Origin of the sequence: Blastomonas sp. SL216 (assembly GCA_026625625.1) — a bacterium.
In the GTDB taxonomy this organism is placed as follows: Bacteria; Pseudomonadota; Alphaproteobacteria; order Sphingomonadales; family Sphingomonadaceae; genus Blastomonas.
Genome location: CP113055.1, coordinates 2501 through 16030, shown reverse-complemented (window position 1 = coordinate 16030; position 13530 = coordinate 2501). Strand labels below are relative to the sequence as shown.

Here is a 13530-nt window from a genome sequence, read left to right as displayed (position 1 = left end):
ATGCGATCGATCGCTTGTGCCGGGCTCGCCGCGCGCGATGACCGCGCCGCACAGCACGGACAGCCCGCCGCCTGCTCATCCGCTGGCGATCCCGCTGTTTCGCGCCTTATGGATCGCGACCGTGATGTCGAACATCGGCACATGGATGCACGATGTCGGCGCAGGCTGGCTGATGACTTCGCTCTCGCCCAATCCGCTGATGGTGGCACTGGTCCAGGCCGCGACGACCTTCCCCATGTTCGCCTTTGCGCTGCCTGCAGGCGCTCTGGCCGATATCATCGACCGAAGAAAGCTGCTGATCGCCGCGCAACTTTTCGGGCTGCTCGCCGCCGCAGGGCTTTCAGTCGTGACCCTGGCTGGCCAGGCGAGCGCAGGGCTGCTGCTGCTGTTCACCGCCGCCATCGCGACCGGCGCAGCCTTTTCGGCACCCGCCTTTCAGGCGATCGTGCCCGAACTGGTTCCGCCTGCCTCGCTGCAACAGGCGGTCGCGCTCAATGCCCTGGGGGTCAATATCGCGCGCGCCATCGGTCCGGCCTTGGGAGGGCTGATCATCGCTATGGCGGGGCCTGGCGCAGTATTCGCTGCCAATGCGCTGTCGGTGATGGGCGCGCTGTTCGTGCTGGCCCGCTGGCGGCGGGTGGCAGCGGTGCGGACGCTACCGGCCGAGCATATGGTGGGCGCGATGCGCGCAGGCCTGCGCTATGCGCTCGGCGCGCCCGAGCTGCGCGTCGTGCTGATCCGGGCGATCGGCTTCTTCCTGTTCGCCAGCTGCCTGTGGGCGCTGCTGCCGATCATTGCGCGGCGCGATCTGGGCCTGGGGCCATTGGGCTATGGGGGGTTGCTGACATTCATGGGCCTGGGCGCGGTGACCGGCGCGCTGGCGATGCCGCGCCTGCGCCAAAAGATGGGTGCGAATGCGATCACGCTCGCGGCATCGCTGCTGCTGGCAGCGGCAATGGCCGGCCTGTCGCAGATCGCCACCTTCGCCAGCGCCGCCGCGATGATCTTTCTGGCCGGGCTGGCCTGGATCGCGATGATGGCATCGCTGAACGGTGGGGCCCAGGCAGCATCACCCGGCTGGGTCAAGGCGCGCGCGCTGGCGATCTATCTGCTGGTGTTCCAGGGATCGATGGCACTCGGCGCGACCGTCTGGGGCACGCTTGCCTCTGTCATCGGCGTCCCTTCGGCGCTGGTTGCTGCGGCAGTGTTGCTCGCTTTGGCCAGCTTTTGGCTCGCCGCCCGCTTGCCGCTGGATGCAGCCAGCGCGCCCGACCTTGCCCCTTCCGCGCACTGGCCCGTGCCGATGGTCGAGGCGGCGGTGGCGCATGACAGCGGGCCGGTGCTGGTGACGATCGAATATCGCATCGACCCGGACCGGATACCGGCCTTTTTCGACGCGATCCAGGCGATGCGCCGCATCCGCCGCCGCGACGGCGCGATCGATTGGGGGGTTTACGAGGACACGGCCGCGCCCGGATCGGTCATCGAGACCTTTACCGTGGAGAGCTGGCTGGAGCATTTGCGCCAGCACGAACGCGTGACCGGGGCCGACCGGGTGATCCAGGATGCGCTGCGCAGCTTTCATCTCGGCACTGCGCCGCCGTTGGTGCGCCATTTTGTCGCGCGGCGATGATGCGCGGCTGGCTTGCCTGCCTTGTCCTGCTGCCCGCCACGGCCCAGGCCCAGGAGCAGGCACCGGCACAGGGTGAACAACAGGTCCCGCAGACCAATGTCCGTTACGACGAGGACTGGTCCGTGCTGCGCGATACCGCGCTCACTGGCTGGCGGCGGGGGAAATACATCGCTCTGGTCGGGTCCGGCACCGCCTATCTGACCTTGGGGGGTGAGGCACGCGCGCGGTTCGAGGGGTTTGACGACAATCTCTGGGGCGATGCCGCGCCGCCCGATGATGGCTATCTGTGGCTCCGCGCTATGCCGAGTGCCGATCTGCACGCCGGTCCGGTCCGAGTGTTCGCGCAAGGCATAGCGGGCTATGCGCGCGGGGTCGATGCGGGCAAGGGCCCGGTGGACGAAACCGGGATCGACCTGTTGCAGGGCTTTGGCGATATTCGCCTGGCGCTCGGCGGAGCGCACCGGCTGACACTGCGCGCCGGACGTGCGCTGGTGGCGCTGGGCAGCGAGCGGCTGGTGGGCACGCGCTATGGCCCCAACATCCCGCAGGCGTTTGACGGGCTGCACCTTCTGGCAGAGCTCGGCCCGCACCGCATCGCTGCCTTCGACTTGCGGCCCGTGGCGGTTGGCAGCGGCAATGTCGATGACGCAACGTCACGCACACGCCGCCTGTCCGGCATGTACACCACGCTGGCGCTGGCACCGGGCGTCGACCTGGATGGCTATTGGCTGCGCCTGGCCGATGACGAGGCCCAGCAGGGGCTGCAAACCGGCCGCGAGCGGCGCGACACCTTCGGCGTGCGCGCGTTCGGAAAGCGCGGACGGTGGCGCTGGAACTGGGAGGCGATGGCGCAGCGCGGGCAGTTTGCCGGGCAGCGCATCCACGCCTGGTCGATCGCCACCGAGACCGAATGGAGCCTCAGTGCTGATGCCGCATCGCCCAGGCTCAGGCTACGCGCGGATATCGCCAGCGGAGACCGCGATGCGCGCGACACCCGGCTGGGCAGCTTCAATGCGCTGTTCCCCAAGGGCCGCTATTTCGGTGAGCTTTCACCTGTCGGCCCGCGCAACATCATCCATCTCGCGCCCGCGATCGATTGGGATCTGGGTCGCGGGGTGTCGCTGGAACTCGCCGCCGCGTTTTTCTGGCGGGCCACGCGCGGCGACGGCATCTACGACATACCCGGCCAGTTGATCCGCGCTGCCGATCCGGATGCGGCGCGCCATATCGGCGATCAGATCGAGATCGTCGCCGAATGGCAGCCGGATGAGCTGCTCTCGTTCACCGCCTCGCTCTCTGCCTTCCGCCCGGGCGCGTATATTGCACAGACCGGGCCATCGCGGACCATCGGCATGGTGGCGCTCGAAGCGCGGCTGAGGCTTTAGAGCACTTTTCGACCAATTTGGGTCATCGGGACGGAGCCGATTTTGGCCGAGTGCAAGGATCGAGGAGGGAGCCATGCCATCGCATAGTGACCGACGAGAGACGCCGCAGTCGGCCAAAAGGGGCCCGCCCTTTCGGGGTTGCCGCAGGAAGCCTCTCGGACGGCGTCGCCTTGCTTGGACGGGCTACCAGCCCGCCCTTGCGCAACGCTCCTTGCCGAGAAGCTTCCTGCGGCAATCACGTTGACCCAAATTGGTCGAAAAGTGCTCTATCGGAACGCGATCTTCGCCGGCAGCACCAGGCGGACCAGCGTGCCGCCGCCGGCGGGCTGCTCGATCGTCAGGCTGGCGCCGATCAGCCGGGCGCGCTCGTTCATGCCCTGCAAGCCGAAATGGCCCTTTCTGCCGTTCGACAGCAGTTCGGGCGCGATGCCGATGCCATTATCGGTGACGCTGATCTCGACCCGGTCGCGGGCGAAGCTGATAGCCAGCGCGATCGCACTGGCCCCGGCATGACGGGCCGCGTTGCTCAGCGCTTCGCCGACAATCAATGCTGCTTCATCCGCGACTGGTGCACACAGCGGCCTGGGCGTGCCTGTCACCGTGATCGCGCCGGGATCGATATCGGCTGTCCGCGCGGCGATATCGTGCAGCAGCGCAACCATGTCCTTGGGTTCGGCATCCTGGCGCAGCTGCTGCACGCGTTCGCGCCCTTCGAGCAGGACATCGTCGGAGCGGTCGAGCGCCTCTTCGATCAGCGGACGCGCCGGGCTGTCTGCGGGCAGCAGGTTGAGCGCCGACTGGAAGCGCAGCACCAGCCCCTGGATCGCCTGGAGCAGCGTATCGTGCAGGTCGCGCGCAATCCGCTCGCGCTCGGCCACCCGGTCCTCGATCCGCGCGCGGGTGATCTGCGTCGCCACATGAAAGCGCCAGCGCACGAACAGCGCGAGCAGGATCACGGCCAGCAGCACCAGCAACAGCCGGAACCACAAGGTCTGCCAGAAATAAGGTTCGATGGTGAAGCGGACGGTCGCCGCCTTCGGGCTCCAGACCCCGTCGGCGTTCGAGCCGATCACGCGGAAGACATAATCGCCCGGCCCGAGCCCGACAAAATCGGCGCGTCTGCGGGTGCCGCCCTCCACCCAGTCGCTGTCGACACCGTCCAGCCGATAGCGATAGCGGTTGCGTTCCGGATCGACCAGGCTGAGCGCGGCAAACTCTATGCCGATGCGGTCGCTGCCCGCAGGCAGGCGATAATGCCCCTTGTCGAGCCGCAACCTGGGCGCATCGATTCGCGCTATCGATACAGGCGGTGCCAGGCGGTTGCGGGGCTGGCGCGCGGGGAGCAGCTTCATCAAACCCTGCGACGTCGCAAGCCAGACCGTGCCTTGATTGTCGATCGCCACATCATTGGCGACATAGGCGGGGTCGCGCGCGCTGAACCCCTCATGCGCGCCGAACTGCTCAACGGCGATAGGCGCGCCAGGCCTGGCAAAGGCGCGGTAAAGATCGCGCGCCGATATCCTGAAAATGCCCGCGCCGCTGATCAGCCAGACCTTGCTGCCCTGCGGGGCGATGCCGGTGATCCCGCGCAAAACGGGATAGCGCCCCGCATCCAGCGTCTGCACGGTATCGCCGCGGATGCGCGACAGGCCGTTGTCGCCGCCGACATAGACCATATCGCCGATCCGCTTGAGCAGACGGGTAAAGCCGATGGGGATGGAGCTGGCCTGCCAGATCGGGGTGACCTTGCCGGGCGCAAACCGCACAAGATGGCGCATCGTCATGCTGACGATGAACGTGTCCTTCCCGGTTGCGGCCATCTGACCGGTCATCGGCCAGCCTGTCTCCAGAACCCAGCCGGGCCCGGCGGCGCGATAGATCATGTCGGGATAGGCAACGACCCTCAATGTTCCCGCCAGATCGAAGGCGCAGTGGGTGGCGGCCGCCTGGTCAGCCATCCAGGGTCCGCGGGGATAGGATCGCTTGCCATCGATGATCCGCAAATCGGTGCTGCCGCCCGTTGCCACATAGATCTCGCCATCGCCGCTGGAGCAGATATCCAGCGCATGGCGGTTGACCGATATCTTGCTGGCCTTGCCGTCGAGGATGCGGAACACCCCATCCTCGGTGCCGACATACAGCCCCCGGTCAGCGCCGCCGCCAGTCGTGATCTGCGTGCTCGGCACCCCGGGAATGCCGGAGGGCACCAGCCCGGAACGGACATAACGGTGGAGCCCGTCTACCCCGCCCCCCCAGATCGTGCCTTCGCGGTCACGCAACAGCACCGACAGCTGCGAGGGCAGATATTCCGCCGCGTCCTTGCGCAGACGATCGACCGGCAGCCGGATCATGCCTTTCTGGCCGCCCACGATCCAGAAGCTGCCATCCTCGACAAGCAACGACCATTTGCCCTCCGCGCCGCCGCGCAGCGCCTCGAACTGAAGACCGGGGTCGAGCGCAGGGGCGGTCACCCGCAACAGCCCTGCACTGCTGTAGAGCCACAGCCGCTTGGCGGCATCGCGGGTGAAAGTCGGTGCCATGTTGACCTCGCCGATACCGGAGATCAGCACCGGTTTTCTGGCTCCCGGGGCGAGCCGGTAGAGGCCCGGAAACATCGCGATCAGCAGCGATCCGTCACGGTCGATATGCAGCGTCTGGATCGGCTCGGGCGGAAGGCCGGACTTGGCGTCCATCACCGACCATTTGCCGTTCCTGAGCAAGCGCAACTGAAAGCCCAGCCCGCTCTGTACCGCGACCCAAAGCGTGCCATCGCGGCCCACCACGATGCTGGACACCACGCCGCGCGGCGTTTCCGGATTGGCGGACCGCAACCTGCCGCCGCGATAGACGGTCAGCCCGCCATAATCATAGCCGACCCACAGATCGCCATTGGGCGCGGCGGCGAGCGCCGTGACGCGCGAGGAACGGAACCGGTCGAACCTTTCGGGCTGGACCTGCTCGAAGCGGATGCCGTCGAACCGGTACAATCCATTGGCCGAGCCCAGCCAGAGATAGCCATCGGGCGTCTGGGCGATCGCGCGGATATTGGACGGCGCGCCATCCGCACCCGACCAATGGCGATGGACATAGCCCGGAATGTCCTGCGCGTGTGCAGGCTGAGTCAGGATAGCGGCCAGCAATGCCAGCCAGACCAGCGCAGCCGCCAGCCACCGGAAAGGATTGCTCAGCAGAGGCAAGGGGCCGGGTCGCATAGCAGATTTTGCCATGTCGCGGATGGCCAGGCGACAGAAATCTGAAGCACTGATCGCCGGGAGGGCGCTGGTCGGCTGAAGAACATGGCAGCGCTTTCTTCGGCAGGCGGCTGGGACGGACAGATTAGATGGCGGCTGACGGGCCCGATTGTCGAATGCCTGCATGTTTTGCACGGCCCTGCCTTTTATCGGACCATTGCGGCCGTTCCTGCGCGGTGACCAAAAGAGGGGTGGTTGCCCCACCCGAATGAGCGTGGCGCGACCGCCCGACCGGGGCTGGGGCGATGCCGGCTGTTCTGCGACATTCTCCCTCGACTGGCCGGGCGCATCAGGCACCCGGGGCGCCGGACGGGAGTATCGTCAATGTCGCAGCTCGCCTCGCCTGTTTCTCCCGGCCCTGCCCCGACCGGCCTTTCGCCCCAGATCATCGCGCTTGTGGCCGATGCCCGGATCGCCCTCTCCCAGGACATCGGGCGGACCCGCGACTGCCTGGACAGGCTTTCAGCCTTGCTGGCCGAGGAGCAGGCTGACGATCCGATCGAAGCCCTGCTGATCCCCAGCGCCCTGCCCGGGCACGTGCCCACCCTGCGCGGCGGGCTGGCCGGTTGGCAGAAGCGGCGCGTGCTCGAGCATGTCGACCGCTATCTGGAATCCTCGCTGCTGGCCGATGACCTTGCCGCGATCGTGCGGCTCAGCACCGGGCATTTCAGCCGCGCCTTCAAGATCAGCATGGGCGAGACACCGCATAGCTACATCATCCGCTGCCGCATCCGCCGCGCGCAGAGCCTGATGCTGGAGACAAACGACACGCTGTCGCAGATCGCCTGTGCGTGCGGGCTCACCGATCAGGCGCACCTTACCCGGCTGTTCCGGCGGATCGTCGGCACCACGCCCATGCTCTGGCGGCGCAGCTGGCAACAGCCTGACTGAGCGGATCGCCCGCCGCGTCGATCGGCCCCTCTCGCTCCAAACCTGTGCAAATTTTACCGGTGCAGTATGCAATGCTGCCAACCGGCGATATGAATGCAGCAATGCAGCAGCGAGGTTCCAGCGGGGCGCAGACGCCAGGTCAGGCACAGCCGATCGCGGTGATGATCGTCGATGATCACGCGCTGCTGCGCGAAGGCGTGCGCGCGGTGATTTCGACCCAGCCCGATATGGCGGTAACCGGAGAAGCCGAGACCGGCCAGGCTGCGATAACCGAATATCAGCGGCTGCGGCCCGATATCGTTCTGATGGACCTGCAACTGCCCGACATGTCGGGCGTCGATGCGATCACGCAGATCCGCACCGCATCGCCTGATGCCCGGATCATCGTGCTCACCACCTATGCCGGCGACGGCCGCGCGATCAAGGCGCTGCGCGCCGGAGCGATGGGCTATCTGCTCAAGGGCAGCCTGCGCAATGACCTGCTCGGCGCAATTCGATCGGTGCACGAAGGCGGCAAGCATCTCGATGCAGAGGTCGCCAACGCCATCGCGCTCCATGTTCTCGACGAAGACCTGTCCGAACGCGAGATCGCGGTGCTCTCGCTGGCGGCCTGGGGCAATTCGAACAAGCAGATCGCGGCCAAGCTCAAGATTTCCGAGGAAACGGTGAAAGGCCATATGAAGCTGGTCTTTGCCAAGCTGGGCGCGACCGACCGCACCCATGCGGTGACGCTGGCAGCCAAGCGGGGCTTGATCGAGCTCTAAGGGCATCTTCGCTCACCATCGAAACGCCCTGGCGCCGATGGCAATTGCTGGCTGAGCGGCAAAGCATATCAGCCTTGTCCAAGACGTCGTGCATCAGCCCGGCTTAGGGTCTGGCCATGCCCGCCCTTCAGGTCGCTGGCGACAGCAGCCCTGTCCGGTGCGGCACCCGAGACCTTCGTCGAACCCCCAAGCTTCCGGACAGCCTCGCGCTGCACGGACCCAAGGAGCATGCCATGACCCCCACCGCAATCGCCGCCCCCGGACAATCGCTGCTTTCGCCCGGCGACCACATGTTGATCCTCATCGATTTCCAGTCGCAGATGGCCTTTGCCACCAAGTCGATTGCGATCGAGCTGCTGCGCAACAATGCCGCGCTGATCAGCCGCGGGGCCAAATCGTTCGGCGTGTCGACCATCCTCACCACGGTTGCGGAAAAGAGCTTTTCCGGCCCGATGTTCAGCGAAATTGCCGATGCCTTTCCCGGCCAGGCGATGCTGGACCGGACATCGATGAACACCTGGGAGGACGAGGCGGTGATCGCCGAGGTCAACCGCATCGGCAAGCGGCGGATCGTGCTTGCCGGCCTGTGGACCAGCGTGTGCATCGTCGGCCCCGCGCTCTCCGCGCTCGACCAGGGGTTTGAGGTTTACGTGATCACCGATGCCTGTGGCGATATCTCGACCGAAGCCCATGAGCGCGCGTGCGAGCGGATGATCCAGGCAGGCGCGCGGCCGATGACAGCGCTGCAATATCTGCTGGAGCTGCAGCGCGACTGGGCGCGTGCGGACACCTATGACAGCACCACTGGCATCGCCCGGATCTGGGGCGGCGGTTACGGGCTGGGCATCGGCTATGCAAAGATGATGTTCGGTGCCGGCGAAGGCGGCCACTGACCATCAAGGGGCCGGCGGCACCCTGCCCCCTCCCGCTGACCGCCGGCCCCGCCTCTATCTTCAATCCCCCCTCGTGAAAGGATGAGCCGATGAGCTTTGTTACCACTGCGGATGGCACCCAGATCTATTATCGCGAATATGGCGAAGGCCAGCCCTTCGTGTTTGCGCATGGATGGCCGCTCAACGCCGATGCCTGGGACGGACAGATGCTGTTCCTCGCCAATAACGGCTTTCGCGTCATCGCGCATGACCGGCGCGGCCATGGCCGATCGGACCAGCCGGCAACCGGCAACGACATGGACCATTATGCCGATGACCTGGCCGCCGTCATGGATGCGCTTGACCTCAAGGATGCCATTCTGGTCGGCCATTCGACCGGGGGCGGAGAGATTGCCCGCTATGTAGGCCGCCACGGTACCAGCCGCGTGGCCGGGATGGTGTTCATCGGCGCTGTCATCCCGACCATGGCCAAGAGCCCGGCCAATCCCGGCGGCGTGCCGATGGAAGTGTTCGACGGCATCCGCAAGGCGGTGCTCGACAACCGATCGGGGTTCTACATGACCTTTCCCGACACGTTTTTCGGCTGGGACCAGGGACGGCCCGAAGAAGATGGCCTGCGCATGGCGTTCTGGTCGCAGGGCATGGCGGGCGGTGCGCATGCGCAATATCAGTGCGTCGCGCAATTCTCCGAAACCGACTTTGCCGAGGATCTGGCGGCGATCGACGTGCCCGCGCTGATCATTCATGGCGATGCCGACAGCATCGTGCCCATCGACACCACCGCGCGCATCGCTGCAACGCTCATCGCCGATGCCACGCTATCGGTCTATGAGGGCGCGACTCACGCCATCCCGGCGCAGGACCAGGATCGCCTGAACCAGGACCTGCTGGCGTTCGCACGCCGCTGATCCCATCGCTGCGCCGAGGAGAGTGTCGATGAAGCCCTATATCCTGTCACTGGGCGCCGGCCTGCTGGTCGGGCTGCTCTACAGTCTCCTCGGCGTCCGCTCGCCGGCGCCGCCAGTAATCGCACTGCTTGGCCTGCTCGGCATGCTGCTGGGCGAACAGATCGTTCCCATCGCCAAGCGGCTACACGCGCGGCAGGATATCGCGCATTTCGTCAAATCCGATTGTGCCCGCGACGTCCTCGGCCACCCCGTTGCCAGGATGGAAGACCCTTCCCCGAAATCGGAGCATGAGCGCTGATGCAAATGGGTTTTTCAAAGGGGAGGTGAGGCGATTGCGCGCGTCCGGTGACGACGAGCAGCGACATGCCTATCGGCCTCACAGCGCCTGCCCATGCCATTGTTGCGCGCTGAACGGGCGAACTGTGTTGCACCGAGAGAGCGAGACCACGTTCGCCCCATTACGATGACGTATTCGATGGACGCACGAAATCGCCCTCAGAAGCGAAGCTTTGAGGGAATGATTCCATCTGTTTGTGTAGATATGAGTTGGTTGCGGGAGCAGGATTTGAACCTGCGACCTTCAGGTTATGAGCCTGACGAGCTACCGGGCTGCTCCATCCCGCGCCACCAACTTTGCGTCCTTGTGAGGACGTGTGCCCTAGAGGGCAAAAAACCGCCCTGGCGTGTTGGCCTGGGCGGTTTTTGATCATCATGAATGGGTTTTTCCATGCGCACCGGCTTCAATGCCTGGCGACGCCCTACTCTTCCAACGCTTAAGCGGTAGTACCATCGGCGCAGTCAGGTTTCACGGCCGAGTTCGAGATGGGATCGGGTGGGGCACTGACGCTATGGCCACCAAGCAATGAAGCAGGTGCACATGGTTTTTAATCGATGCTGTTACATTCAAGTCCTGCCATTCCTGGCAAGTTATAGGCGTAGTTCTGGCGAATATCCGGCTCAATCATCCGTCACCAATGTTGTCATTGATGGTGGAACTCTCAAGCGCGAACAGAGTAATTAGGACCGGTTAGCTCCATGCATTACTGCACTTCCACACCCGGCCTATCAACGTGGTGGTCTTCCACGACTCGATGATAACTTATCTTGAGGGAGGCTTCCCGCTTAGATGCTTTCAGCGGTTATCCCGTCCATACATAGCTACCCTGCTGCACTGCTGGCGCAATGACAGGTACACCAGAGGTATGTTCAACCCGGTCCTCTCGTACTAGGGTCAACTCCTCTCAATTATCGACGCCCACGGCAGATAGGGACCAAACTGTCTCGCGACGTTCTGAACCCAGCTCACGTACCACTTTAATTGGCGAACAGCCAAACCCTTGGGACCTGCTCCAGCCCCAGGATGTGATGAGCCGACATCGAGGTGCCAAACGATTCCGTCGATATGAGCTCTTGGGAATCATCAGCCTGTTATCCCCGGCGTACCTTTTATCCGTTGAGCGATGGCCCTTCCACGAGGGACCACCGGATCACTATGACCGACTTTCGTCTCTGCTCGACTCGTCAGTCTCGCAGTCAGGCGAGCTTATGCCATTGCACTCTAACAGACGGTTTCCAACCGTCCTGAGCTCACCATCGCGCGCCTCCGTTACTCTTTAGGAGGCGACCGCCCCAGTCAAACTACCCGCCACAGAGGGTCCCAGCACCGGATAACGGTGCGTGGTTAGACATCAGAAAACAACAGGGTGGTATTTCACCTATGGCTCCACGACAGCTGGCGCCGTCGCTTCAAAGCCTCCCACCTATGCTACACAGTTCTTTCCTAATGCCACTCTGAAGCTGCAGTAAAGGTGCACGGGGTCTTTCCGTCTAACCGCGGGTACTCCGCATCTTCACGGAGAATTCAATTTCGCTGAGCATGTACTGGAGACAGTGGGGAAGTCGTTACGCCATTCGTGCAGGTCGGAACTTACCCGACAAGGAATTTCGCTACCTTAGGACCGTTATAGTTACGGCCGCCGTTTACTGGGGCTTCAATTCAGAGCTTGCACTCCTCCTCTTAACCTTCCAGCACCGGGCAGGCGTCAGACCCTATACGTCGTCTTGAAGCCGACTTAGCAGAGTCCTGTGTTTTTGCTAAACAGTCGCTACCCCCTGGCTTGTGCCCCCCACACGTGGTTGCCCATATGTGGGGCCTCCTTCTCCCGAAGTTACGGAGGTAATTTGCCGAGTTCCTTCAGTACACTTCTCTCAAGCGCCTTGGTATACTCTACCATCCCACCTGTGTCGGTTTAGGGTACGGTCTATACGGTGGGGCTATTTCCTGGGACAACTTCGAAGCCAGACCAATCCAATAAGGCCTGACAACTTACGCCATCCGTCACACACCACCAGGCCCACGAATATTAACGTGGTTCCCATCGACTACCCCCTTCGGGCTCGTCTTAGGGGCCGGCTCACCCTGCTCAGATTAGCTTTAAGCAGGAACCCTTGGGATTTCGGCGAGAGGGCATCTCACCCTCTTTATCGCTACTCATGTCAGCATTCTCACTTCCGATACCTCCACGGTCGGTTACCCTCCCGCTTCACAGGCTTACGGAACGCTCCGCTACCGCGTGCTTGCGCACACCCTAAGCTTCGGTACGTATCTTGAGCCCCGTTACATTTTCGCCGCAGGATCTCTTATTTAGACCAGTGAGCTGTTACGCTTTCTTTAAAGGATGGCTGCTTCTAAGCCAACCTCCTGGTTGTTTTGGAAATCCCACATGCTTTCCCACTTAGATACGATTTGGGGACCTTAGCTGTAGGTTAGGGCTGTTTCCCTTTTGACGACGGACCTTAGCACCCGCCGTCTGTCTGCCGGACTAACTCTGTGGTATTCGGAGTTTGGTTAGGTTTGGTAGATCTCGCGACCCCCTAGCCCATCCAGTGCTCTACCCCCACAGGTAAACATCCGACGCTCTACCTAAATAGATTTCGCGGAGAACCAGCTATTTCCCGGCTTGATTGGCCTTTCACCCCTAAACACAACTCATCCGATAATTTTTCAACATTAAACGGTTCGGCCCTCCAGTGCGTGTTACCGCACCTTCAGCCTGGTCATGCCTAGATCGCCGGGTTTCGGGTCTAATCCATCAAACTCAGTCGCCCTATTCAGACTCGCTTTCGCTGCGCCTACACCTAACGGCTTAAGCTTGCTTGATAGATTAAGTCACTGACCCATTATACAAGAGGTACGCTGTCAGGCCTCAAGGACCCTCCAACTGATTGTAAGCATTCGGTTTCAGGTACTGTTTCACTCCCCTCATCGGGGTGCTTTTCACCTTTCCCTCACGGTACTTGTTCGCTATCGGTCATGTACGAGTATTTAGGCTTGGAGGGTGGTCCCCCCATGTTCAGACAGGATTTCACGTGTCCCGCCCTACTCAAGTCCTGATGTTTCATTTTCGCATACGGGGCTGTCACCCGCTATGGCCAAACTTTCCAGAATGTTCTGCTAATTAAACATCAGGCACTGGCCTGGTCCGCGTTCGCTCGCCACTACTAACGGAATCTCGGTTGATGTCTTTTCCTCCGGGTACTGAGATGTTTCAGTTCTCCGGGTTCGCTTCACCAAGGCTATTTTATTCACCAAGGTGATACCCTATCCACCTCACTCCGATACTGGTCGAAACCAGCGCCGAAATGAAATGGTGAGGGTGGGTTTCCCCATTCGGAAATCGCGGGATCAAAGCTTGCTCACAGCTCCCCCACGCTTATCGCAGCGTGCCACGTCCTTCATCGCCTGTACATGCCAAGGCATCCACCAAATGCTCTTACCTCACGCTTGAGAGTCCACACCACCAAT

The 13530-nt window shown here is 62.9% G+C and carries 8 protein-coding genes, 1 tRNA gene and 2 rRNA genes; 7 read left to right on the top strand and 4 right to left on the bottom strand.

All coding sequences use genetic code 11. From position 1 onward, the window contains the following. Positions 1-16: 16 nt before the first annotated feature. Positions 17-1633, top strand: coding sequence for an MFS transporter (locus OU999_00070; protein WAC23629.1), 1617 nt, complete (start codon positions 17-19; stop codon positions 1631-1633). Continuing rightward, positions 1630-3018: an alginate export family protein gene (locus tag OU999_00065; GenBank protein WAC23628.1), complete on the top strand. Its 1389-nt coding sequence runs from the start codon at positions 1630-1632 to the stop codon at positions 3016-3018. The genes OU999_00070 and OU999_00065 overlap by 4 nt, the downstream gene beginning before the upstream one ends. A 266-nt stretch (positions 3019-3284) precedes the next feature. Here OU999_00065 and OU999_00060 read toward each other — a convergent pair whose 3' ends face one another. Continuing rightward, positions 3285-6215 (bottom strand): triple tyrosine motif-containing protein, encoded by a 2931-nt coding sequence (locus OU999_00060; GenBank protein WAC23627.1) that lies wholly within the window; start codon positions 6213-6215, stop codon positions 3285-3287. Between the two features lie 378 nt (positions 6216-6593). Between OU999_00060 and OU999_00055 the strand changes: the two genes are divergently transcribed. From OU999_00055 to OU999_00035, 5 genes are all read left to right on the top strand, one after another. Continuing rightward, a complete protein-coding gene (locus tag OU999_00055) occupies positions 6594-7160 on the top strand; it encodes an AraC family transcriptional regulator (protein ID WAC23626.1) in 567 nt (188 codons plus the stop codon). Positions 7161-7261: 101 nt separating this feature from the next. Beyond that, positions 7262-7924, top strand: coding sequence for a response regulator transcription factor (locus OU999_00050; GenBank protein WAC23625.1), 663 nt, complete (start codon positions 7262-7264; stop codon positions 7922-7924). Positions 7925-8157: 233 nt separating this feature from the next. Then, on the top strand, positions 8158-8817 hold the full coding sequence (locus OU999_00045) for a hydrolase (GenBank protein ID WAC23624.1): 660 nt from the start codon (positions 8158-8160) through the stop codon (positions 8815-8817). 89 nt (positions 8818-8906) lie between these two features. After that, positions 8907-9725: an alpha/beta hydrolase gene (locus OU999_00040; protein ID WAC23623.1), complete on the top strand. Its 819-nt coding sequence runs from the start codon at positions 8907-8909 to the stop codon at positions 9723-9725. Between the two features lie 28 nt (positions 9726-9753). Further along, entirely contained in the window at positions 9754-10023 is a 270-nt protein-coding gene (locus OU999_00035; GenBank protein WAC23622.1) for a DUF1427 family protein, read from the top strand. Positions 10024-10272: 249 nt separating this feature from the next. On the opposite strand, the gene OU999_00030 is transcribed toward OU999_00035, so the two are convergent. The 3 genes from OU999_00030 to OU999_00020 all read right to left on the bottom strand — a co-directional run bounded on the left by OU999_00030 (position 10273) and on the right by OU999_00020 (position 13512). Further along, a tRNA-Met gene (locus tag OU999_00030) sits at positions 10273-10349 on the bottom strand. Between the two features lie 121 nt (positions 10350-10470). Beyond that, positions 10471-10585, bottom strand: a 5S ribosomal RNA gene (gene rrf / locus OU999_00025). A gap of 137 nt (positions 10586-10722) precedes the next feature. Continuing rightward, positions 10723-13512, bottom strand: a 23S ribosomal RNA gene (locus tag OU999_00020). Between the last annotated feature and the right edge of the window lie 18 nt (positions 13513-13530).

What these genes read in the sequence shown, in the direction of transcription:
- OU999_00050 (WAC23625.1), top strand. Translation starts at nt 7,262, where the DNA reads ATGCAGCAGCGAGGTTCCAGCGGGGCGCAGACGCCAGGTCAGGCACAG.
- OU999_00055 (WAC23626.1), top strand. Translation starts at nt 6,594, where the DNA reads ATGTCGCAGCTCGCCTCGCCTGTTTCTCCCGGCCCTGCCCCGACCGGC.
- OU999_00065 (WAC23628.1), top strand. Translation starts at nt 1,630, where the DNA reads ATGATGCGCGGCTGGCTTGCCTGCCTTGTCCTGCTGCCCGCCACGGCC.
- OU999_00035 (WAC23622.1), top strand. Translation starts at nt 9,754, where the DNA reads ATGAAGCCCTATATCCTGTCACTGGGCGCCGGCCTGCTGGTCGGGCTG.
- OU999_00045 (WAC23624.1), top strand. Translation starts at nt 8,158, where the DNA reads ATGACCCCCACCGCAATCGCCGCCCCCGGACAATCGCTGCTTTCGCCC.
- OU999_00040 (WAC23623.1), top strand. Translation starts at nt 8,907, where the DNA reads ATGAGCTTTGTTACCACTGCGGATGGCACCCAGATCTATTATCGCGAA.